This is a genomic window from Klebsiella sp. B345, from assembly GCF_051131735.1.
Lineage (GTDB): Bacteria > Pseudomonadota > Gammaproteobacteria > Enterobacterales > Enterobacteriaceae > Klebsiella.
The window spans coordinates 1879247-1900883 of sequence record NZ_CP180443.1 but is presented as its reverse complement, the minus strand read 5'-3'; the positions used below and the strand labels follow the sequence as shown (position 1 = coordinate 1900883).

At 58.1% G+C, this 21637-nt stretch carries 23 protein-coding genes; 11 read left to right on the top strand and 12 right to left on the bottom strand.

Annotation, left to right across the window (positions count from 1 at the left end; translation table 11 throughout):
* Positions 1 to 315, bottom strand: a complete 315-nt coding sequence (locus tag ACMYSO_RS08850) for a PTS sugar transporter subunit IIB (protein ID WP_434670168.1) — start codon at positions 313 to 315, stop codon at positions 1 to 3.
* A 174-nt stretch (positions 316 to 489) separates the two neighbouring features.
* Between ACMYSO_RS08850 and ACMYSO_RS08845 the strand changes: the two genes are divergently transcribed.
* Positions 490 to 1761 carry a PTS sugar transporter subunit IIC gene (locus tag ACMYSO_RS08845; RefSeq protein WP_123756762.1) on the top strand — a complete coding sequence of 424 codons (1272 nt, stop codon included), beginning with the start codon at positions 490 to 492 and terminating at the stop codon, positions 1759 to 1761.
* 288 nt (positions 1762 to 2049) lie between these two features.
* Positions 2050 to 3450 carry a glycoside hydrolase family 1 protein gene (locus tag ACMYSO_RS08840; protein ID WP_434670167.1) on the top strand — a complete coding sequence of 467 codons (1401 nt, stop codon included), beginning with the start codon at positions 2050 to 2052 and terminating at the stop codon, positions 3448 to 3450.
* A 54-nt stretch (positions 3451 to 3504) separates the two neighbouring features.
* On the opposite strand, the gene ACMYSO_RS08835 is transcribed toward ACMYSO_RS08840, so the two are convergent.
* The 8 genes from ACMYSO_RS08835 to hypA all read right to left on the bottom strand — a co-directional run bounded on the left by ACMYSO_RS08835 (position 3505) and on the right by hypA (position 10973).
* Positions 3505 to 4452, bottom strand: a complete 948-nt coding sequence (locus ACMYSO_RS08835) for an alpha/beta hydrolase (protein ID WP_434670166.1) — start codon at positions 4450 to 4452, stop codon at positions 3505 to 3507.
* A gap of 115 nt (positions 4453 to 4567) precedes the next feature.
* Positions 4568 to 4996, bottom strand: a complete 429-nt coding sequence (locus tag ACMYSO_RS08830) for a TOBE domain-containing protein (protein WP_434670164.1) — start codon at positions 4994 to 4996, stop codon at positions 4568 to 4570.
* A 39-nt stretch (positions 4997 to 5035) separates the two neighbouring features.
* On the bottom strand, positions 5036 to 7108 hold the full coding sequence (flhA, locus tag ACMYSO_RS08825; RefSeq protein WP_434670163.1) for a formate hydrogenlyase transcriptional activator FlhA: 2073 nt from the start codon (positions 7106 to 7108) through the stop codon (positions 5036 to 5038).
* Positions 7109 to 7295: 187 nt separating this feature from the next.
* Positions 7296 to 8306 carry a hydrogenase expression/formation protein HypE gene (gene hypE, locus ACMYSO_RS08820; protein WP_434670162.1) on the bottom strand — a complete coding sequence of 337 codons (1011 nt, stop codon included), beginning with the start codon at positions 8304 to 8306 and terminating at the stop codon, positions 7296 to 7298.
* A complete protein-coding gene (gene hypD, locus ACMYSO_RS08815) occupies positions 8303 to 9424 on the bottom strand; it encodes a hydrogenase formation protein HypD (RefSeq protein ID WP_434670161.1) in 1122 nt (373 codons plus the stop codon). The genes hypE and hypD overlap by 4 nt, the downstream gene beginning before the upstream one ends.
* Positions 9424 to 9696, bottom strand: coding sequence for a HypC/HybG/HupF family hydrogenase formation chaperone (locus tag ACMYSO_RS08810; RefSeq protein WP_123756769.1), 273 nt, complete (start codon positions 9694 to 9696; stop codon positions 9424 to 9426). The genes hypD and ACMYSO_RS08810 overlap by 1 nt, the downstream gene beginning before the upstream one ends.
* Positions 9687 to 10559: a hydrogenase nickel incorporation protein HypB gene (hypB, locus tag ACMYSO_RS08805; RefSeq protein WP_434670160.1), complete on the bottom strand. Its 873-nt coding sequence runs from the start codon at positions 10557 to 10559 to the stop codon at positions 9687 to 9689. Before hypB ends, ACMYSO_RS08810 begins: the two co-directional genes overlap by 10 nt.
* Positions 10560 to 10622: 63 nt before the next feature.
* Complete coding sequence (hypA, locus tag ACMYSO_RS08800) at positions 10623 to 10973, bottom strand: hydrogenase maturation nickel metallochaperone HypA (protein ID WP_434670159.1); 351 nt, start codon at positions 10971 to 10973, stop codon at positions 10623 to 10625.
* A 211-nt stretch (positions 10974 to 11184) separates the two neighbouring features.
* Between hypA and hycA the strand changes: the two genes are divergently transcribed.
* The 9 genes from hycA to hycI all read left to right on the top strand — a co-directional run bounded on the left by hycA (position 11185) and on the right by hycI (position 18989).
* On the top strand, positions 11185 to 11634 hold the full coding sequence (hycA, locus tag ACMYSO_RS08795) for a formate hydrogenlyase regulator HycA (RefSeq protein ID WP_434670158.1): 450 nt from the start codon (positions 11185 to 11187) through the stop codon (positions 11632 to 11634).
* Between the two features lie 81 nt (positions 11635 to 11715).
* The gene (locus ACMYSO_RS08790; RefSeq protein ID WP_434670157.1) at positions 11716 to 12324 is read left to right on the top strand and encodes a 4Fe-4S dicluster domain-containing protein; all 609 of its coding nucleotides are present in this window, start codon (positions 11716 to 11718) and stop codon (positions 12322 to 12324) included.
* Positions 12321 to 14147, top strand: coding sequence for a formate hydrogenlyase subunit 3 (gene hycC / locus ACMYSO_RS08785; RefSeq protein WP_434670156.1), 1827 nt, complete (start codon positions 12321 to 12323; stop codon positions 14145 to 14147). The genes ACMYSO_RS08790 and hycC overlap by 4 nt, the downstream gene beginning before the upstream one ends.
* 2 nt (positions 14148 to 14149) lie before the next feature.
* Complete coding sequence (locus tag ACMYSO_RS08780) at positions 14150 to 15073, top strand: respiratory chain complex I subunit 1 family protein (RefSeq protein ID WP_434670155.1); 924 nt, start codon at positions 14150 to 14152, stop codon at positions 15071 to 15073.
* A 17-nt stretch (positions 15074 to 15090) separates the two neighbouring features.
* Positions 15091 to 16800: a formate hydrogenlyase subunit HycE gene (hycE, locus tag ACMYSO_RS08775; RefSeq protein WP_434670153.1), complete on the top strand. Its 1710-nt coding sequence runs from the start codon at positions 15091 to 15093 to the stop codon at positions 16798 to 16800.
* A gap of 9 nt (positions 16801 to 16809) precedes the next feature.
* Complete coding sequence (locus tag ACMYSO_RS08770; protein WP_123756777.1) at positions 16810 to 17352, top strand: formate hydrogenlyase complex iron-sulfur subunit; 543 nt, start codon at positions 16810 to 16812, stop codon at positions 17350 to 17352.
* Entirely contained in the window at positions 17352 to 18119 is a 768-nt protein-coding gene (locus tag ACMYSO_RS08765; RefSeq protein ID WP_434670151.1) for an NADH-quinone oxidoreductase subunit B family protein, read from the top strand. Before ACMYSO_RS08770 ends, ACMYSO_RS08765 begins: the two co-directional genes overlap by 1 nt.
* A complete protein-coding gene (locus tag ACMYSO_RS08760) occupies positions 18116 to 18526 on the top strand; it encodes a formate hydrogenlyase maturation HycH family protein (RefSeq protein WP_434583348.1) in 411 nt (136 codons plus the stop codon). Before ACMYSO_RS08765 ends, ACMYSO_RS08760 begins: the two co-directional genes overlap by 4 nt.
* Entirely contained in the window at positions 18519 to 18989 is a 471-nt protein-coding gene (hycI, locus tag ACMYSO_RS08755; RefSeq protein ID WP_434670150.1) for a hydrogenase maturation peptidase HycI, read from the top strand. The genes ACMYSO_RS08760 and hycI overlap by 8 nt, the downstream gene beginning before the upstream one ends.
* A gap of 108 nt (positions 18990 to 19097) precedes the next feature.
* Here hycI and ACMYSO_RS08750 read toward each other — a convergent pair whose 3' ends face one another.
* The 3 genes from ACMYSO_RS08750 to ACMYSO_RS08740 form a co-directional block, all read right to left on the bottom strand.
* Positions 19098 to 19589, bottom strand: a complete 492-nt coding sequence (locus ACMYSO_RS08750; protein ID WP_434670149.1) for a GNAT family N-acetyltransferase — start codon at positions 19587 to 19589, stop codon at positions 19098 to 19100.
* A complete protein-coding gene (locus tag ACMYSO_RS08745) occupies positions 19586 to 19879 on the bottom strand; it encodes a DUF1778 domain-containing protein (protein WP_123756782.1) in 294 nt (97 codons plus the stop codon). The genes ACMYSO_RS08750 and ACMYSO_RS08745 overlap by 4 nt, the downstream gene beginning before the upstream one ends.
* A gap of 323 nt (positions 19880 to 20202) precedes the next feature.
* Positions 20203 to 21627 (bottom strand): 6-phospho-beta-glucosidase, encoded by a 1425-nt coding sequence (locus tag ACMYSO_RS08740; RefSeq protein ID WP_434670147.1) that lies wholly within the window; start codon positions 21625 to 21627, stop codon positions 20203 to 20205.
* Positions 21628 to 21637: the final 10 nt, after the last annotated feature.

Genomic DNA, 21637 nt, shown 5'->3' with positions numbered 1-21637 from the left:
TTAGTTTTTGTTATCAATCAGGGAGAGCGCGAAATCCAGCACGGCGCCGCCTTTCTGCATGCCGTAATCCATCATGTTGATGGGCTCCACGCGGATCCCGTATTTGTCCGCCTGTTTTTGCAGATCTTTCTGCATGTATTTCACCTGTGGGCCGAGCAGTACGACCTGATAGTTCCGGACCTGCTGATCAAACTCGGCAACGCCGAAGGCATTGATCTCAACCGGTAGACCGCGCTGCTCTGCTTCAGCAATCATTTTTTTCATCAGCAGGCTGGTGGACATACCTGCGGAACAACACAACATAATCTTTTTCATAAACCGTTCCTGGTGAGTTGGATGTGTGGACTATAGTCACAGTGGACTCATTACGGAAAGCGCTTTCCGTTTGTGGATTTATTAATTGTGATGATGATCACCTAAGGCAGGCTTTTACTTTATGTTGTAGTGCGCGATCATCCTGCCAACAAAACCACTCGATAAGGTAGAACCATGAACAATCCGTTGATGAATGTTGCCGTGGACATCATCGAACAGCGCCTGGCGCCACTGGCGAACGTTCTGACGCGCAATAATCACATTACGGCGATGCGCGATAGTTTTGCGCTAGCGATGCCGTTCGTGATTGTGGGGAGTTTGCTGGTGCCCGTTTTGTTTCCGCCCGTTTCCATTAATGGTGCGACGACGTTTGGGCAGTTCTACCTGTGGCTGCGTCCGATGCTGTTGCCGACCTTTGAATTAACCATTGGTCTGGTGGCATTGATTGTCGCCTTCGGCGCCAGTGCCAGTCTGGCGAAGCAGTACCGCCTGCCGGAAAGGCTTTGCGGATTGACCGGCTGCCTGTCGTTCCTGCTGTTTATTGGCTTTCGTGATAATGGCGTAACCAATATTTTCCTCGGCGGCATGGGGATTTTTACCGCGCTGATATCCAGTACATACTCAATTGAAATAATTCGTTTTTTTTATAAGAGAGGCTGGTGCATTCGCCTGCCTGAAGAGGTGCCGCTGATGACCCGTAACGGGTTCCAGTTGCTGGTGCCGCTGCTGTTTGTGATGATTTCCATTAGCGTGGTCAACGCGCTGATGCAGCAGGCCACCGGGCGGATTTTACCAGAGCTGATCAGCGAAGCGGTCAGGCCGCTGGTGGTCGCATCGGACACCCTGACTGCGGTGCTTATCTCTTTGTTTATCTGTAACTTACTGTGGTTTGTTGGCATCCATGGCGCGCTGATCATTACCGGCATAATGAACCCGTTCTGGATGACCTATCTCTTTGAAAACCAGCAGGCGCTAGCGGAAGGGGCGACGGCATTACCGCATATTTATCTGCAGGGATTCTGGGATTTCTACCTGCTGATTGGCGGCATTGGCTCGACGCTGCCGCTGGTCTTTATGGCGATGCGAAGCCGATCTCGGCAGCTGAAAAGCGTCGGTAAAATTGGCCTTATTCCCTCGTTGTTTAATATCAACGAGCCGATATTGTTTGGTTTTCCTATCATTATGAACCCGGTTTTCCTGCTGCCATTTATCTTTGTCCCGCTAATAAATGCCTGTATCGCATGGTATTTGACGCAGATTGGCATTCTGGACCGGGCGGTGGCGATGCTGCCGTGGTCGATGCCGTCACCGCTCGGCGCGGCGTGGTCTGCGAACGGGAGCTGGAAAAACCTATGCATGACGCTGTTCGCCATCTTCAACGCCTGGATGCTGTACCGGCCGTTCTTTAAGGTCTACGAACGCCAGCTTGCCGACGCCGAACGCTAGTTTTTTGCCCTTCCCCTGGCCGCTATTCCGCCCGCGTTATGCGGGCGCTTGAATATTTCATTGTGTGATGTAAGTCGCAATTATATCTGAGCCATTCTCAAATCTGTGAACCAGACCGACAATAATGGAAAGCGTTTTCCAATTGTGGATGTACATTTCCGCATTTTGTCAGTAGATTTCTTTTGGTGCACTGGGCCGTATTTTTCACCTCAACAGATGAGGTGACAGGGTAGACCTTTTTTGGCTGCGCCCGTCAGGCGCGGCCTTTTTTCACTGACAGGAGGCGTTATGACCCGGTATCAGTTTCCGGAAGGCTTTTTTTGGGGGGCAGCAGCATCAGGTCCGCAAACGGAAGGGGTGAGCAACAAGCCGCACCGATCGATTTGGGACAGCTGGTTTGCCGAGCAGCCGGAACGCTTTTATCAGCAGATTGGACCGCAGACCGTTTGTGACACCTATCATCAATACCCGCAGGACGTGGCGCTGATGAAACAGACCGGCTTTAACTCCTTCCGCACCTCGATTCAATGGTCTCGCTTGATTGATGATTTTGAAACCGGGGCCGCCAATCCGGACGCGGTGCGTTTTTACAATGCCTATCTTGATGAGATGATCGCCAACGGTATCGAGCCGATGATCAACCTCTATCACTTCGATATGCCGGAAACGCTGCAAAAGCAGTACGGCGGATTTGAGTCGGCGCACGTGACGGATCTCTTTGCCCGTTTCGCCCGCACCGCCTTCGAGCTGTTTGGCCATAAAGTGAAATACTGGATCACCTTCAACGAACCGATTGTGCCGGTGGAAGGCGGCTATCTGTACGATTTCCACTATCCGTGCAAAAAGGATGGCAAGCTGGCGGCGCAGGTGGCCTTTAACATTATGCTGGCCCACGCCAAAGCGATTCGTGAGTTCCGTGAGCTGGCGCTGCCGGGCGAGATCGGAGTGGTGCTGAACCTGACGCCTTCCTACACCCGCAACGACAGTCCGGAGGACAAAAAGGCGGCATGGTATGCGGATCTGTTCTTTAACCGCAGCTTCCTCGACCCGCTGGTCAAGCATCAGTTCCCGAAAGCGCTGTGCGAAATTTTGGCCGCTCACGATTGCTTGCCGGAAGTATCGAAAGCCGACGTTGAGGTGATTACCGGTTCGCACGTCGATTTTCTCGGCGTCAACTACTACGTCCCGCGGCGGGTACAGGCGCGTGAGAGCGACTATACGCTGGACTACTTCACCCCGGAGTATTACTTCGAAAACTACGTCAATCCTGAAGGGCGGTTTAACCCGTATCGCGATAACAACGAAATTCTGCCGCAGGCGATCTATGACATTGCCGCTAACGTGCGCGACAACTACGGCAATATTAAGTGGTTCCTCGCGGAAATTGGTATCGCGATGGACATCGAGTCGGAAGGGGAACCGGGTGAAGACGGGGTGATCGATGATTCATTCCGCATTCGCCTGATGGAAGAGCATCTGGTACAGCTGCACCGGGCGATAGCCGACGGCGCCAACTGCTTCGGCGTGCATCAGTGGACCTTCATCGATAACTGGTCGTGGATTAACTCCTTTAAACGCCGCTACGGCTTCTGGCGCCTCGATCTGCAAACCGGCGAGCGGCAGATAAAACGCAACGCGCTGTGGTTTGCCGAACTGGCGGCCAGCAACGGCTTCAGTTGCGATAAATAACCCGCGAAATCTCCCGGAGGCGGCGCTGACACGCCTCCGGGGAACTATCTGATGCTACTTTTTCATCTCCGGCAGCGACGCAATCCAGTTCATCGCCAGCTGAGGCCACTCGGCGGCGGGCAGCCCCGTTGTTCCACGGATACCGAAACCGTGCTTACCCTCGGCAAACAGGTGTAACTCGGTCGGCACCTTGTGAGCACGCAACGCGTTAAACATCACCAACGCGTTATCGACCGGCACCGAAGGATCATCCACCGCATGCATAATGAACGTCGGCGGCGTCGCGGCGGTGACATTGTGCTCCGGCGAATAGCGACGTTGCTGTTCTACCGTCGGAGTATCGCCAATCAGCGCGTGGCGCGAACCGGGATGGGCAATGGCGGGATCCATCGAAATCACCGGATAGCCGAGCACCACAAAATCGGGGCGCGCGCTCAGGCGGTCGACGGCGTCCGTTGTGGGATAGACCGCATCGTCATAACGGGTCTCGAGGCTGGCGGCGACATGGCCGCCAGCAGAGAAGCCCATGATGCCGATTTTATGCGGGTCGATGCGCCACTCCGAGGCTCGGGCCCGCAGGGTGCGCAGCGCGCGCTGGGCATCGGCCAACGGCGCGTTGCTGCCTTCCGCGTGGGCGTCAGCCGGCATACGATAGGTCATGACGAACAGGGTATAGCCCTGTGCCGTAAACACCGGGGCCAGATCGCTGCCTTCCTTGTCCAGCACCACCCGCTGATAGGAACCGCCAGGGGTGACCAGTAGCGCAATACCGTTGGGTTTGGCGGGGGCATACACCGTGATCTCCGGCGCGCGGATACCGGTCACCGCGCGATCGGGCAGGGCGCCATCTTTGCTACGATCCACCAGAGACGGGACCACCGGGCTGTTTTTTGCACCGGGCGCCTCGCCGCCGGGCCAGACCGGGAGCGTGGGCAGAGCGGCAAGTGCCGCCTGAGAAGAGATAAGCAGAGTCATGGCTGCCGCCAGGGGTAAACGCGTCATAAGCATCTCCATGATGGAAAACGCTTATTTATCATTCATTCACGGTGGGTAACGCGAGGTGACTCACAGAACACTGTTTCACTTTTATCGAAATGAAACAGTGTTTTGGATAGTGCTATGCGCGGGTGGCAATCAGGATGGCAGACGCTTTAATCAGCGCCAGCACGCGGCTGCCCTGCACCAGCTGCATCTCTTCCTGACTTTCGTTGGTCACGACCGCCACGATATCAAACCCGGCATCGGTATTAATATGCACGGTCGCGTTCACCGCACCTTCGGTCACCCGGCTGACGCTGCCGGCAAACTGGTTACGTGCGGAGAACTTCAGGCCGCACGCTTCCGTTGCCAGGGTTACCCATGGCGCTTTAATCAACGCAATGGCTTCTTTGCCGGGGACCAGCCCCAGTGCTTGCTGGCTGCTGTGGGTGACAATCGCCACCAGTTTTGCGCCGCCGGTGAGCGTCAATTCAACTTCATCGTTGACCGCGCCGGTGGCAACGGCACTCACCGTGCCGGTCAGTTGGTTACGTGCAGATACCGCCATAAAACCTCCTTCCAGTGACAGATTGAAATAAGTACAAATTTATACTAACTCATCTTTGCCAATTCCCAGGCGTTTCATGCGGGAAAGTAGCGTCGTGCGTTTGAGACCGAGCCGTTGCGCGGCTCCTTTCGGCCCGGCAACCACCCCGTTACTCTCTTTCAGCACCCGAACAATCAGCTGATATTCGTCTTCCCCCTCCTGGGGCAGGACGGCTTCCGGCTGTGTCTCCGGCTCGATATTCAGCTCAGGCAGCGACAGCTGGAGCACGCTGCCGCGGGTCAGCAGCACCGCGCGCTCAATCACGTTCTCCAGTTCACGAACGTTGCCTGGCCACTCCATCCGGCTAAGTGTGCGCAGGGTCTCCGCCGGAATACTGTCAATATTGCGCCCGAGGCGGCGGGCGATTTTAAAGGTAAACGCTTTGACCAGCAGTGGGATATCGTCCGGGCGCTCGCGGAGCGGCGGTAGATGGATCGGGAAAACGTTCAGGCGGTAATAGAGATCGCTGCGGAATTCGCGATCGGCGACCATCTGTTTAAGATCGCGGTTGGTCGCGGCGATCAGCCGGACATCGGTCTGGATCAGCTTATTGCTGCCGAGCCGTTCAAACTCCTGCTCCTGCAGGACTCGCAGCAGCTTCGGTTGAAGCTCCAGCGGCATGTCGCCCACTTCGTCGAGGAACAGGGAGCTTTTATCCGCCAGCTCGAAACGGCCGATGCGCTGCGCGCTGGCCCCGGTAAAGGCGCCGCGTTCATGGCCGAAGAGATCGCTCTCCAGCAGCCCGGCAGGCATCGCGGCGCAGTTCATTTTGACCATCCGCCGGCCATTGCGCCCGCTGAGATTGTGGATCGCCCGGGCAATCAACTCCTTGCCGGTGCCGGTTTCACCGAGGATCAGCACGGTGCTGTCGCTCTGCGCCACCATCTCAACCTGCTTAAGCACGCTGTGCATGGCTTCGCTGCGGCCGATAATTTCACCAAACTCGCTCTCAACGTTATTCAGTTGCTCGGTCAGCGCCAGGTTTTCGTCGACCAGCCGCTCCTTCAGACGCTGAATTTCCTGGTAGGCGAGGGCGTTATCGACGGCAATCGACACCCGTTCGGCAATCTGGCGTAACAGCTTGAGATTGGCGGTGGTGAACACTTTTTCGTCGCACTGCGCCAGCTTCAGCACCCCCAGCAAGTTATTGCCGGACATCAGCGGCAGCAGGCACAGGGTCTGGATCTGGTTGCCCCACATCTCGAAGAGCATTTTTTCATACGGCGCCAGCGAGTCGTGCTCGTGCAGGTTGAGCAGCAGCATCTCTTTGCTTTTGAACACCCGCTCGGTCAGGGTACCGGCCTCATTGACCTCGCTCTGATCGTGCACAGGATGGCTGGCGTCAAGATAGTGGGTCGAGTAGATATTCAGCTTGCCCTTGCGGCTACTGTGCAGCACCACGCTGATGGCGTCGATGCGGAAATAGCGGTGGATCTCCTTCGCTACCTCGCTCACCAGCTCATCGATATCCAGCCGGGAGAGCACGGCGTTGGTGATGGCGACCAGAATGCGGAAGTTGTCGCGCTCGTGGCACAGCAGATCGTAATCGACATTGTTGCTGACCCGGCTCTGGATTTGTTCGGTCACCACGGCAACCAACTGGGTAAAAGTATGCAGCCGCTGGTACTCTTTTTCGGTCCAGGGACGGGCATCGTTGCGGATAAACTCGCAGCCGCCGAAGATGCGGCCTTCTGCCGCCAGCGGCAGCAGACAGTAATAGCCAAATGGCGGATACAAACTGCAGCCGGCCAGCTGTGGCCAGGCTTCGGCAAAGGTGGTGTGGTCACAATGAAGTGCATCGGGGCGCGACAGCAGGCGACGTACCGGCCCGTGGGCCAGCACAGTCTCATCTTCATAGCTGACCGGCAGGCCCGCGTCATCGCAGGCGTAGCGGGTCGCGCGGTGGTTTCCGGTATTCCACAAGATAATGGCCGCGCGATCTGCCAGCGCAGATTGCTGAACCAGGCGGGTTAGCGTTTCACTCAGCGCGGCCAGGTCTGGCTGCTGTAACAAAATACGGGTGATATCGAACAGCCCTTGCTGCCCAAAATCGCCCAGTGGTGTATACGACATTGCTTAAGTCCAAAAAGCGCCATTCAGGCGGCGCATAAGAAAGTGATGACACAAATAATAGTATGTTAAAAAGCAGTCGTTGCCGCGGTAATCCATCCGTGGTGGCCCGATGATTTGGGCTGGATAATCATGCTGAGATGCTGATGTTTTTCCCGGAGGCAATGCTGCGCATCTGTCCGGGCTACGGTTAACAAATTCGTGGCAAAGGCTCGGCGTGAGGCAGATCCAGCGTGCGCTTGACGCCGTATAAACCGACGGAACGTACGCCGCGGCGTTCAACCACCTCGCCAATCATCGCGGCATCCCGGCCCAGCGGATGGCTGCGCAGCTGTATCAATGCTGCTTCCGCCGCCTCCCGGGCAACGGCAATCACCAGTTTGCCTTCGTTGGCGAAGTTGAGCGCATCCAGCCCTAATAACTCACACACTCCACGTACGGTATCGTTGACCGGCAGCGTCTGCTCATGCAGCTCGATGCCGCAGCCGCTGGTGGCGGCGAACTCATGGGCCACCGCGTTGACTCCGCCGCGAGTCGCATCGCGCAGGGCTTTGACGCCGGGAACGTCGCGCAGGGTCTGAATCAGCGGCGTGAGCACCGCGCAGTCGCTGGAGAGCGCGCCGCCCAGCCCCATCTGCTCGCGCAGGTTGAGGATGGTGGCGCCGTGATCGCCGAGGGTACCGCTGACCAGCAGGACATCGCCGGGGGTAATCTGCTGCGCGCCCCAGCGAATGTCCGCTGGGATCGCGCCAATCCCGGCGGTGTTGATAAACAGTTTATCTGCCGCGCCACGCGGAACGACTTTGGTATCGCCGGTCACAATGGCAATCCCGGCGGCCTGCGCGGTATGGGCCATGCTGTTGACCACTCGCTCGAGGATGCTCATCTCCAGCCCCTCTTCGAGAATAAACCCGCAGGAGAGATAGCGCGGCAGGGCGCCGCTGACCGCCACGTCGTTGGCGGTACCGCATACCGCCAGCTTGCCGATATCGCCGCCGGGGAAAAACAGTGGGTCAATGACGTAGCTGTCGGTGGAGAAGGCAAGGCGATCGCCGAGGGCGGCTAACTGCGCCAGATCAAGACGCGCCTGGTCTTCCTGCTCCGCCAGCCACGGGTTGGCAAACGCCTGCATAAACAGGGAGGCGATCAGCTGCTGCATCGCCTGACCGCCGCTACCGTGGGCTAACTGGACGCTTTTCATGCTTCGTTTTCCTGACTGCGATATTGATACCAGGCGGCGCATGCGCCTTCTGATGAGACCATCAGCGCGCCGAAAGCGCTCTGGGGATTACAGACTTTGCCGAACAGTGAGCACTGGTGCGGCTTGCAGCGACCGGTCAGCACGTCGCCGCAGCGGGCGCGCGGATCGTCACAGACGCGCTGCGGCGCCGGGCGGAAATGGGCCTCGGCATCGAAACGCTGGTAGGCGGGCGTCAAGCATACGCCGGAATCGTTAATCACCCCCAGGCCACGCCATTCGCTGTCGCCGCTGAGGCAGAAAACCTCGGCTATCGCCGATTGCGCCAGCGGATTGCCTTCATCAGGCACCACGCGGCGATACTGATTTTCCACCTGACTGTGCTTCGCTATTGTCTGCTCAACCAGCATCACCGCGCCTTGCAGTAGATCAAGCGGTTCGAATCCAGCGACCACTAAAGGACGATGATAGTCGCTGGCGATAAAACCGTAGGCGTCGGTACCAATGACCATGCTCACATGACCGGGGGCCAGAAAGGCATCGATGCCGTTGTCCGGCTGGTCGAGCAGGCTGCGCAGGGTTGGGAGTAACGTGATGTGCTGGCAGAAGAAGTAGAAATTGTCGACGCCGCGCTCGCGGGCCTGGTGTAGCGTCAGGGCGGTGGCGGGCATGGTGGTTTCAAAACCGAGGCCGAAGAAGACCACTTCGCGTTCCGGGTTCTGCTGCGCCAGCTTCAGGGCGTCCATCGGCGAATAGACGATGCGCACATCGGCGCCGCGGGCTTTAGCCTGCAGCAATGAACCGTTTTTGCCGGGCACGCGCATGGCGTCGCCGAAGGTACAGAAAATCACGCCCGGACGGCTGGCGATGTCGATACAGGTGTCGATACGCCCCATCGGCAGCACGCAGACCGGGCAGCCAGGACCATGAATAAATTCAATATTGTCGGGAAGCAACTGGTCGAGGCCGAATTTAAAAATGGCGTGGGTGTGGCCGCCGCAGACTTCCATAATCCGCAGCGGGCGTTCGGCGGTATGGGGAAGCAGCTGCGCTCGTGCCTGCAGGTGCTCAACCAGTTGCATCACCTGTTCCGGGGAGCGGTATTCATCAACGAAACGCATTATCGCTCCTCGCCGTACAGCAGGGCGCCGACGTCCGGCTCGACCTCAAACATATTCTGCAGCGCCTCGAGAGTATCCCGGGCTTCGGCTTCATTAATGATGCTCATGGCGAAGCCGACGTGGACCAGCACCCACTGTCCAAGGCGCGGCTGGCCGTGCTCGTCGACGGCGCCGACAAGAGTAAGGTCGACCTCGCGCTGAATGCCGCACACTTCGACCTTCGCCTGATTGCCATCAATGGCGCAGATTTGTCCCGGAATGCCTATGCACATTGCTGCGCCTCCAGCCAGTTGAGCCACCTATCCATGCCTTCACCGCTGGTGGCGGAGAGCATGATTATCTCAATATTAGGGTTCACCTCTCTGGCACTGGCGAGGCATTTATCCACATCAAAGTTGAGGTACGGCAGCAGATCGATTTTGTTCAGCAGCATCAGGCTGGCGGCAGCGAACATATGCGGGTATTTCAGCGGCTTGTCTTCCCCTTCGGTCACCGACAGCACCGCCACTTTATGGCGTTCGCCGAGATCGAAGCTGGCCGGGCACACCAGGTTGCCGACGTTTTCAATAAACAGAATCCCGTTATCCGCCAGCGGCAGGCGCGGGGCGGCATCGGCGATCATCTGCGCATCAAGATGACAGCCTTTACCGGTGTTGACCTGAATGGCCGGGGTGCCGGTGGCGCGAATGCGTGCCGCGTCGTTGATGGTCTGCTGGTCGCCTTCGATAACCGCGCACGGCGTTTTGCCTTTCAGGCGCAGTAAGGTTTCGCTCAGCAGCGTGGTTTTACCGGAGCCGGGGCTGGAGACCAGGTTCAGCACCACCTGGCGGCGTGCGGCAAAGCGTGCGCGGTTGCGGGCGGCCAGTCGGTTATTTTTATCCAGCACGTCGATTTCTACCTCGAGCATCCGGCGCTGGCTCTGGCCCGGCGCGTGGGTTCCTGCCGCGCCGTGGCCGTAGTGCAGGTCGCCGCTTTCAGATCGGGTAGGGGTGAAGTTATCGGTTTTGACGCCGGTAATGGCCATGGTCTGGCGCGGGGCCGGCGCGAAGGGGGCGCTGCGAAACGCCGAGTGGGGGTTGTGTTCATCACCTTCGATATAAAGGTTGCCTTCCCCACAGCCGCAAGTCGTACACATAATTTACTCCTGGTCTATCCCGTCATCGTTCACGTTGTTTGGTCTTGCCGGAAACAACCCGAATCAGTCGGGGCTCACTTCTATTCGTTGGATCTGTAAGCCGTCGTCGGCGACGATTTGTAAGGTGCCGCTCTGACACTGCGGGCACCGACGCACATGCTGCGAGATGAGATGCACATACTGCTGGCAGGATTCGCACCAGCATTCCGCCTGCTGTTCGTCGATATGCAACTCGCAGCCTTCCGCCAGCGTCCCGCGGCACACCAGTTCAAAGCAGAAAGTCAGCGCGCTGGCTTCCACGCAGGAAAATGCACCCACTTTCAGCCATACACCGGTGACCCGTTGTGCCCCGGCCTGCTGTGCTTGTTGTTCAATAATTTCCAGCGCCCGCTGGCTGAGCGTGATTTCGTGCATGGTTGCCTCCGTATTGCTACGGGCCTTATATGCAATAACGATGCCAGCTCACCGTTATTGTCGGGGTGGCTGTCGATGACGACAGTGAATGGCTGTCATCGACATGTCAGTTCAGGACGTTGTTTTTATTAATTTCATTAAATATCAGATGGTTAAAATTTGGCATGGAAAATGCTAGTACGGTGCATCTCATGAAAACGGGGAATCCGAGATGACTATTTGGGAAATAAGTGAAAAGGCGGACTACATCGCCGATCGCCACCGTCGCTATCAGGATCAGTGGCGGCATTACTGCAACTCGTTGGTTCAGGGCATCACGCTGTCCAAGGCGCGTTTGCATCATGCGATGAGCTGCGCGCCGGACAAAGAGCTGTGCTTTGTTTTATTTGAACATTTTCAGGTGTATGTCGCACTGGCGGAAGGGTTCAACAACCACACCATCGAGTACTACGTTGAAACACGCAACAGCGATGATAAGCGTCTGATTGCTAAAGCAACGCTGGCCTCCGACGGCACCATTGATGGCCGTATCAGCAACCGTTCGCGCGAACAGGTGCTGGAGCATTATCTGGCGATTATCGCCAGCGTGTATGACCGTCTGTATGACGCCATGGAACGCGACCAACCGGTGGATTTCAGCCATCTGGCGTTGGCTCATTAACCGTAGGTGTCGACAGATGTCGAAAATGACAGCTGAACACCCTGATTTCGTCAAAAATGACTGTCACCCGAGGATGATCCGGTGAACCGTTTTGTAATTGCTGACTCCACCGTCTGTATTGGCTGCCGCACCTGCGAAGCCGCCTGCGCAGAGACGCACCGCCAGCACGGCCTGCAGGCCATGCCGCGACTGCAGGTCATGCGTAATGAAAAAGAATCCGCGCCGCAGATGTGCCACCACTGCGAAGACGCACCCTGCGCCGCCGTGTGCCCGGTTAATGCGATTAACCGCGTTGATGGCGCGATCCAACTGAACGAAAGCCTGTGCGTAAGCTGCAAGCTGTGCGGGATTGCCTGCCCGTTTGGGGCGATCGAATTCTCCGGCAGCCGTCCGCTGGATATTCCAGCCAATGCCAATACGCCTCTGGCGCCCGCTGCGCCACCGGCCCCGGCACGCGTCAGTTCGCTGCTTGACTGGGTTCCTGGCATACGTGCTATCGCCGTGAAATGCGACCTGTGCCATTTCGATGAACAGGGACCGGCCTGTGTCCGGACCTGTCCGACCAAAGCGCTGCTGCTGGTGGATATTCGCGATATCGCCCAGGCCAGCAAGCGTAAGCGCGAGCTGACCTTTAATACCGACCTCGGCGATCTGTCGCTGTTTCAGGCGCAACAAGGGGGCGTGAAATGAGTGTGATTTCTTTAGTCAATCAGGCCGTGGTCTGGTATGCCATCAGCGGCGTGCTGGCCTTTCTCTTTACCATGCGTAAATCACTGAGCGGCGCGATTGCCGGGATTGGCGGCGCGGTGGCCAGCGTCATGCTGGTGCTGGCGGGGGGCGCGGCGCTGCTGATGCCGGAGCGGATGAACGGCGGCGTCCTGCAGTTGCTGAACCTCACCATGCGGGTTGGTGGGGTTAACGCGCTGTGGCTGCTGGCCATTGGCCTGTCTGCCTTACCGATTTCGTTGTTCAATATCGCCTGGCATCGCCACCCGCAGGTCAAAGCCAACGGCCTGCTGGTGAACCTGCTGCTGGCGGCGGCCACCAGTGCGGTCGTGGTGACAAACTTCGGTGCGCTGGTGGTGATGGCGGAAATCATGGCCCTTTGTGCCGCCTTCCTTACCGGCTGCGCGCAGTCCGGCAAGCTGTGGTTTGTGCTGGGACGTCTCGGCACTCTGTTACTGGCCTGGAGCTGCTGGCTGGTCTGGTCGACCTACGGCACGCTCGAAGTGGCGCAGATTCACCGCCTGTCGCTGGGCGTCGCGCCGGATATGCTGCTGTGGCTACCGGGGCTGATAGGCTTCGCTCTGCTGGCCGGGGTGATCCCGCTGCACGGCTGGGCACCGCAGGCGCATGCTGGTGCCAGCGCTCCGGCTGCTGCGCTGTTCTCCACCGTGGTGATGAAAGTCGGTCTGTACGGCATATTGACGGTCTCACTGGCCGGGAGCGTACCGCCGTTGTGGTGGGGCGTGATGCTGCTGGTTCTGGGGATGATCACCGCCTTTGTTGGCGGACTGTATGCGCTGATGGAGCACAATATTCAGCGTCTTCTGGCGTACCACACCCTCGAAAATATCGGCATTATTCTGCTCGGCCTTGGGGCCTTCGTCACCGGCGTGGCGACCCACAACGCCACCCTGATGCTGCTGGGCTTTATTGGCGGCATGTATCACCTGATCAACCACAGCCTGTTTAAAACCACGCTGTTCCTCGGCGCGGGCGCGGTCTGGTTCCGCACCGGTCATCGTGACATCGAAAAACTCGGCGGGATTGGCAAAAAGATGCCGCTGATTTCACTTTCCATGCTGGTGGGCCTGATGGCGATGGCCGCGCTGCCGCCGCTGAACGGTTTTGCCGGCGAGTGGGTTATCTATCAATCCTTCTTCACCCTGAGCACCGGCGATGCTTTTGTTGGTCGTCTGCTGGGGCCGATGCTGGCGGTCGGGCTGGCGATCACCGGCGCACTGGCGGTGATGTGCATGGCCAAAGTCTACGGCGTGACCTTCCTCGGCGCACCGCGTAGCAAAGAGGCGGAAAACGCCACCTGCGCGCCCTGGCTGATGACCTTTAGCGTGGTGCTGGCTGCCGCCTGCTGCGTGGTGGGCGGGGTTGCTGCTCCGTGGCTGTTGCCGCTGGTTGGTGGTGCCTTCCCGGTACAGGCGGAAGTCTCAAGCGTGGTGTCGCAGCCGCTGATCGCGCTGCTGCTGATCGCCTGCCCGCTGCTGCCGTTGCTGCTGATGATCTTCTTTAAAGGCGATCGTCTGCCGGCCCGCTCGCGCGGTGCGGCCTGGGTGTGTGGTTACGATCATGAAAAATCGATGGTTATCACCGCCCACGGCTTCGCCATGCCGGTGAAGGAAGCCTTTGCACCGGTGCTTAAACTGCGTCACTGGCTGAATCCGGTCCGCCTGGTTCCCGGCTGGCAGAATGCTGCGGCACCTGCGCTGTTCCGCGGCGTCGCGCTGGTTGAGCTGGCGGTGCTGGTGGTGATTGTGATTTCGCGAGGAGCCTGAGAATGAGCGTATTAATTGCATTGTTGCAGGCGCTGGTGCTGTTCGCCGCCGCGCCGCTATTGTCCGGGATAACCCGCGTCGCCCGCGCGCGTCTGCATAACCGCCGCGGTCCGGGCGTGCTGCAGGAATACCGGGATATTTTGAAACTGCTGGGGCGCCAGAGCGTTGGTCCGGACGCCTCCGGTTGGGTATTCCGCCTGACGCCGTACGTGATGGTTGGGGTAATGCTGACCATCGCCACCGCGCTACCGGTGATCACCGTCGCCTCCCCGATGCCGGGGTTGGGCGACCTGATCACCTTGATCTACCTGTTCGCCATCGCCCGCTTCTTCTTCGCCATTTCTGGCCTCGACACCGGAAGCCCGTTTACGGCGCTTGGCAGCAGCCGCGAAGCGATGCTCGGCGTGCTGGTTGAGCCGATTCTGCTGCTCGGCCTGTGGGTCGCAGCGCAGGTCGCGGGTTCCACCCATATCAGCAACATCACCGATACCCTTTATCACTGGCCTGCCGCACGCAGCATTCCGTTGATTCTGGCGCTGTGCGCCTGCGCCTTCGCCACCTTTATCGAAATGGGCAAGCTGCCGTTCGACCTGGCGGAAGCGGAGCAGGAGCTGCAGGAAGGTCCGCTCACGGAATACAGCGGTAGCGGTTTTGCGGTCCTGAAGTGGGGGATCAGCCTCAAACAGCTGGTGGTGTTACAGATGTTTGTCGGCGTGTTTATCCCATGGGGTCAGATGACCCATTTCAGCGTCGGCGGACTGCTGCTGGCGCTGGTGCTTGCCGTCGTCAAGCTGGTGGCCGGCGTGCTGGTGATCGCCTTATTCGAAAACAGCATGGCGCGTCTGCGTTTCTGTGCCACCTCCCGCGTCACCTGGGCCGGGTTTGGTTTCGCCTTTTTAGCCTTCGTCTCCTTGCTGGTGGCGTGATTTAAGAGAGTTTGAGCATGTCTGAAGAAAAAATCGGTCAACACTATCTCGCCGCTCTGCACCAGGCCTTCCCGGGCGTGGTGCTGGATGAAGCCTGGCAGACCAAAGACCAACTGACGGTCACGGTGAAGGTCAACTACCTGCCGGAAGTGGTCGAATTCCTTTACTACCAGCAGGGCGGCTGGCTGTCGGTGCTGTTCGGCAATGACGAACGTAAGCTGAACGGCCACTACGCGGTGTATTACGTACTGTCGATGGAGCAGGGCACCAAATGCTGGATCACCGTGCGCGTGGAAGTCGATGCTGACAAGCCGGAGTACCCGTCGGTGACGCCGCGCGTACCTGCCGCGGTATGGGGCGAGCGCGAAGTGCGCGATATGTATGGTCTGATACCGGTGGGTCTGCCGGACGAACGTCGTCTGGTGCTGCCGGATGACTGGCCGGATGAACTCTATCCGCTGCGCAAAGATAGCATGGATTACCGTCAGCGCCCGGCGCCAACCACCGATGCGGAAACCTACGAGTTCATCAACGAACTGGGCAGCAAGAAAAACAACGTGGTGCCGATTGGCCCGCTGCACGTGACTTCTGATGAACCGGGCCACTTCCGCCTGTTTGTTGACGGCGAGAATATTATCGATGCCGATTACCGTTTGTTCTACGTCCACCGTGGCATGGAGAAACTGGCGGAAACCCGCATGGGTTACAACGAAGTGACCTTCCTCTCCGACCGCGTGTGCGGCATCTGCGGTTTTGCCCACAGCACCGCCTATACCACCTCCGTTGAGAATGCGATGGGCATCGTGGTGCCGGAACGGGCGCAGATGATCCGCGCGATTCTGCTGGAAGTGGAGCGTCTGCACTCGCATCTGCTGAACCTCGGTCTGGCCTGCCACTTTACCGGTTTCGACTCCGGATTTATGCAGTTCTTCCGGGTGCGCGAAACCTCAATGAAGATGGCTGAGATCCTCACCGGGGCGCGTAAAACCTACGGCCTGAACCTGATCGGCGGGATTCGTCGCGATCTGCTGAAAGATGACATGATCCAGACTCGTCAGCTGGCGCAGCAGATGCGTCGCGACGTGCAGGATCTGGTGGATATGCTGCTCAGCACCCCGAATATGGAGCAACGTACCGTCGGTATCGGTCGTCTCGATCCGCAAATCGCCCGTGACTTCAGCAACGTGGGTCCGATGGTCCGCGCCAGCGGCCACGCCCGTGACACCCGCGCCGACCACCCGTTTGTCGGCTATGGTTTGCTGCCGATGGAGGTCCACAGCGAACAGGGCTGCGACGTCATTTCACGCCTGAAGGTGCGCATCAACGAGGTGTACACCGCGCTGAATATGATCGACTTCGGCCTCGACAACCTGCCGGGCGGCCCGCTGGCGGTTGAAGGGTTCACCTACATTCCTCATCGCTTTGCGCTCGGCTTCTCGGAAGCGCCGCGCGGGGATGATATCCACTGGAGCATGACCGGCGACAACCAGAAACTGTATCGCTGGCGCTGCCGTGCCGCCACCTATGCCAACTGGCCGACCCTGCGCTACATGCTGCGCGGCAACACCGTCTCCGATGCGCCGCTGATTATCGGTAGCCTCGATCCTTGCTACTCCTGCACCGACCGCATGACCGTGGTCGATGTGCGCAAGAAGAAAAGCAAAGTGGTGCCGTACAAAGAGCTGGAGCGCTACAGCATCGAGCGTAAAAACTCGCCGCTGAAATAAGGAATCGCCATGTTTACCTTTATCAAGAAAGTCATTAAGACCGGGAATGCGACCCACTCCTATCCGCTGGAGCCGATGCCGGTAGATAAAAACTTCCGCGGCAAACCGGAGCACAGCCCGCAGCAGTGCATCGGCTGCGCGGCCTGCGTCAATGCCTGCCCGTCCAACGCCCTGACGGTGGAAACCGATCTGGCGACGAACGAGCTGGCGTGGCAGTTCAATCTCGGGCGCTGCATCTTCTGCGGACGCTGCGAAGAGGTCTGCCCGACGACGGCGATTAAGCTTTCGCAGGAGTATGAGCTGGCGGTGTGGAAGAAAGAGGATTTCCTCCAGCAGTCGCGTTTCGACATCTGCCATTGTCGGGTCTGCGAACGGCCGTTTGCGGTGCAGAAAGAGATCGATTACGCCATTGCGCTGCTCAAGCATAACGGCGATTCGCGCGCCGAACTGCATCGCGAAAGCTTTGAGACCTGCCCGGAGTGCAAGCGCCAGAAATGCCTGGTGCCGTCCGACCGTATTGAACTGACTCGCCATATGAGAGAGGCCAGCTGATGAGCAATTTATTAGGCCCGCGCGATGATAACGGCATTCCGGTGCCGATGACGGTGGATGAGTCCATCGCCAGCATGAAGGCATCGCTGCTGAAGAAAATTAAGCGTTCCGCCTACGTTTACCGCGTAGATTGCGGCGGCTGCAACGGCTGTGAAATCGAAATTTTCGCCACGCTTTCGCCGCTGTTTGACGCCGAACGCTTCGGGATCAAGGTGGTCCCGTCGCCGCGTCATGCTGATATTCTGCTGTTTACCGGCGCGGTAACGCGCGCCATGCGCTCTCCGGCGTTGCGGGCGTGGCAGTCGGCACCGGACCCGAAAATCTGTATCTCCTACGGCGCCTGCGGCAATAGCGGCGGTATTTTCCATGACCTGTACTGCGTCTGGGGCGGCACCGACAAAATCGTGCCGGTGGATGTCTATATTCCTGGCTGCCCGCCGACGCCTGCCGCCACGCTGTATGGCTTTGCGATGGCGCTGGGCCTGCTGGAGCAGAAAATTCACGCGCGTCTGCCGGGTGAAGAAGACGACAAAGCGGCGGAAATCCTGCACCCGAATATGGTGCAGCCGCTGCGCGTTCGCATCGACCGTGAAGCGCGACGCCTGGCGGGTTATCGCTATGGGCGCCAGATTGCCGACGACTATATGCGGCTGCTGGGGCAGGGCGACAGCCAGGTGCTGCGGTGGCTGGAGGCGGAAAAAGATCCGCGTCTGACCGAGATTATTACCCATCTGAATCAGGTGGTTGAGGAGACGCGTATCCGATGAGCGAGACGGTGGTGTTCAGTCAGCTGAGCCGTAAATTTATTGATGAGAACGACGCCACGCCAGATCAGGCGCAGCAGGTGGTCTATTACAGCCTGGCGATTGGCCACCACCTCGGCGTGATCGACTGTCTGGAGACGGCGCTGAGCTGCCCGTGGGATGAATATCTGGCGTGGATTGGCACGCTCGAAGCAGGAAGTACCGCGCGGCGCAAAATGGAAGGGGTGCCGAAGTATGGTGAGATTGTCATCGACAGTAACCACGTGGTGATGCTCGCGCATGCTTTCGATAAAGCCCAGGCCGGGCAGACTTCACAGCAGCAGGCATGGAGCAAAACAATGCTCAGCATGCTGCATGATATTCACCAGGAAAGCGCCATCTACCTGATGGTGAGGAGACTCCGTGACTGACGTTTTACTCTGTGTCGGCAACAGCATGATGGGCGATGACGGCGCCGGTCCGCTGCTGGCGGAAATGTGCGTGGCGAATCCGCAGGGCGACTGGGTGGTGATTGATGGTGGTAGCGCGCCGGAAAATGACATCGTGGCGATCCGCGAACTGCATCCCACGCGACTGCTGATTGTTGATGCCACCGATATGGGGCTGAACCCTGGCGAGATCCGTATCGTCGACCCTGACGACATCGCCGAGATGTTCATGATGACCACCCATAATATGCCGCTAAACTACCTGATCGATCAGCTGAAAGAGGATGTTGGCGAAGTGATCTTCTTAGGCATTCAGCCGGATATCGTCGGGTTTTACTACCCGATGACCCAGCCGATTAAAGAGGCGGTGGAAGTGGTGTATCACAAGCTGAATGGCTGGCAGGGACAGGGCGGCTTTGCCGCGCTGGAAGCGTTGGAAGAGTAGGTTTTACGCTAAGACCCGGCCTGAACAGGGGTCAGGAAGAGCATGCCGGAGAACGCTTCTCCGGCAACAAATGCAGAGTGTCTCTGGATGTGAGGATAACAGACGCGGTCACACACTCTCCTGCAAATCCCGCAATGTCACCATCAGTATCATCGGGTCTATCGGCGATGGCTCAAACCCTGACCGCAGATAAAACTCCCGCGCTTCATTCGATAGCGCGTGAACCAGCATTCCGCGAATACCGATAGTTTCCGCTACCTGAATAACCCTCAGTCCGGCATCTCTTATTAACGCTCGTCCTACGCCCTTTCCGTGCAGAGTGCTATCTACCGCCAGACGGCCCAGGACCACCACTGGGATCGGGTCGGGCATATTACGGCGAAAGTGACCGGGTGCCGCATTTGTCGTCACCGCGCTGGAAGCCAGCGAGTAATACGCCATGACTTTTGCATCGCCGTCACAACAGACAAATGTGCGGGATGCACCACTCATCTGATTTTTCATTGCCCGCTGTTTCAGCCAGTTATCCATAGAATCCACGCCGCAGCAGAATGCGCTAAGAATATGCCCGGCGTGAAGTGGCTCAGGGGCGGCGATCACTTTTCCTGCTCCCAGGGCGCCGGGGTTTGCATGGTTTTACGCAGCGCGGCATTAGACGCAGGGGGCTGATCGAGGCGAGTGAGAAACTCCTGATACGCCTCCGGGTCGGCCATAATGATGCGTTGTTCGAGCAGCGCTTCTTCAGCGGCGGCTCGGGCGGCTTCCAGCACAAAATCAGTCCGGTTTTTACCTTTGGCTTTCGCCGCCCGATCGATCAGATCGCGCTCGGCGGGCTTGATGCGCAGATTTAACGTTTCGCGCTTAATGGACATGCTGTTTGCGGTTGGCATGATGTCATCCTCTGGTGTTGCTATGGATAGTAATTATACAGCATGCGTAACGCAGATGTCAGTACGCAACAATGAAAAGACAGCGTACCACAGGGGAGGGAGAGTATTTCCCCCTCACGTAGAGCCTGGCCCATTAGGCTATTTTGTTTGCCATTTTGACCCTGGGCAGTGCTCACCATCCTCACGTATTGCGTGTACGCTCCGGTGGTTCCGCGCTGTCCGTGGCCAAACCGGCCGCATCAATCTACGCCTACTGGGATAGGCTCTTAGCCCCTTTATTTCTCAGAAAAATAAGGGCTAACCTTGAGGTGAGGGGGCATTCCTTACGCCAGGTCTTCGCCGTTGCTGGCAATGACCTTTTTGTACCACCAGAACGATTTCTTGCGCTTACGCTCAAGGGTGCCGTTACCGGCATCGTCGCGGTCAACGTAGACAAAACCGTAGCGCTTGCTCATCTCGCCGGTAGAGGCGGCCACCAGGTCAATACAGCCCCAGCTGGTGTAGCCCATCACCGGAATGCCGTCTTCGATGGCATCGCCCATGGCTTTAATATGCTCGCGCAGATAGCTGATGCGGTAGTCGTCGTTGATCTCGCCGTTGGCGTCAATCTCATCCCGCGCGCCGAGACCGTTCTCCACCAGGAACAGCGGCTTCTGGTAGCGGTCATACATCATGTTCATGGTGATACGCAGGCCGAGCGGGTCGATACCCCAGCCCCATTCGCTGGCCTGAATATGCGGGTTCTTCAGCGATTTCACAATATTGGCGGCGTTGGTATTGTTGGCGTTCATCTCTGCCGACGCACAACGCGAGGCATAATAGCTGAAGGAGACAAAATCGACGGTGTGCTTGAGGATCTTGTCGTCACCCGGCTGTTTGACAATCGTCACGCCTTTCTCACGAAACACCCGCTCCGCCCACACCGGATAGGCACCGCGCGCTTGCACATCAATGAAGAACAGGTTTTCGCGATCCTTCTCCAGCGCCATCCACACGTCTTCCGGCTTACAGGAATAAGGATAAAAATTGCCGCCCGCCAGCATGCAGCCGACCTGATTGTGTGGGTTTACCTCGTGGGCGATTTTGGTCACCATGGCGCTGGCGATCAGCTCATGGTGCGCCGCCTGGTACTTCACCTGCTCCTGGTTTTCTCCCTCTTCGAATACCAGCCCGGCGCCGGAGTAGGGGCTGTGCAGCATGATGTTGATTTCGTTGAAGGTCAGCCAGTATTTCACTAACCCGTCAAAGGCTTCAAAACAGGTGCGGGCGTAGTGGCTGAAAAACGTCACCATCTGACGGTTACGCCAGGATCCATATTCGGTCACCAGATGCATCGGCACATCGAAATGGCACAGCGTCACCAGCGGCTCGATATTGTGCTTTTTGCACTCTTCGAACAGCGAACGGTAGAAGGCGATCCCTTCGGCGTTCGGCTCCTGCTCATCGCCTTTCGGGAACAGACGGCTCCAGGCAATCGAGGTGCGGAACACGCTGAACCCCATCTCCGCCATCAGGGCAATATCGTCTTTATAACGATGATAAAAATCGATGGCCTCGTGGCTCGGGTAGAACTCATCGTCGCGCAGCGTAAAGCGCTTCTCGAGCCCCAGTTTTACCGGCAGGCGGTTTGCGCCATGAGGGATGGTATCAACCGTGGTCAGCCCTTTGCCGCCTTCCAGATACGCCCCTTCAGACTGGTTGGCGGCCAGTGCGCCGCCCCATAAAAATCCCTGTGGGAAAGTCGCCATGCGTTACCTC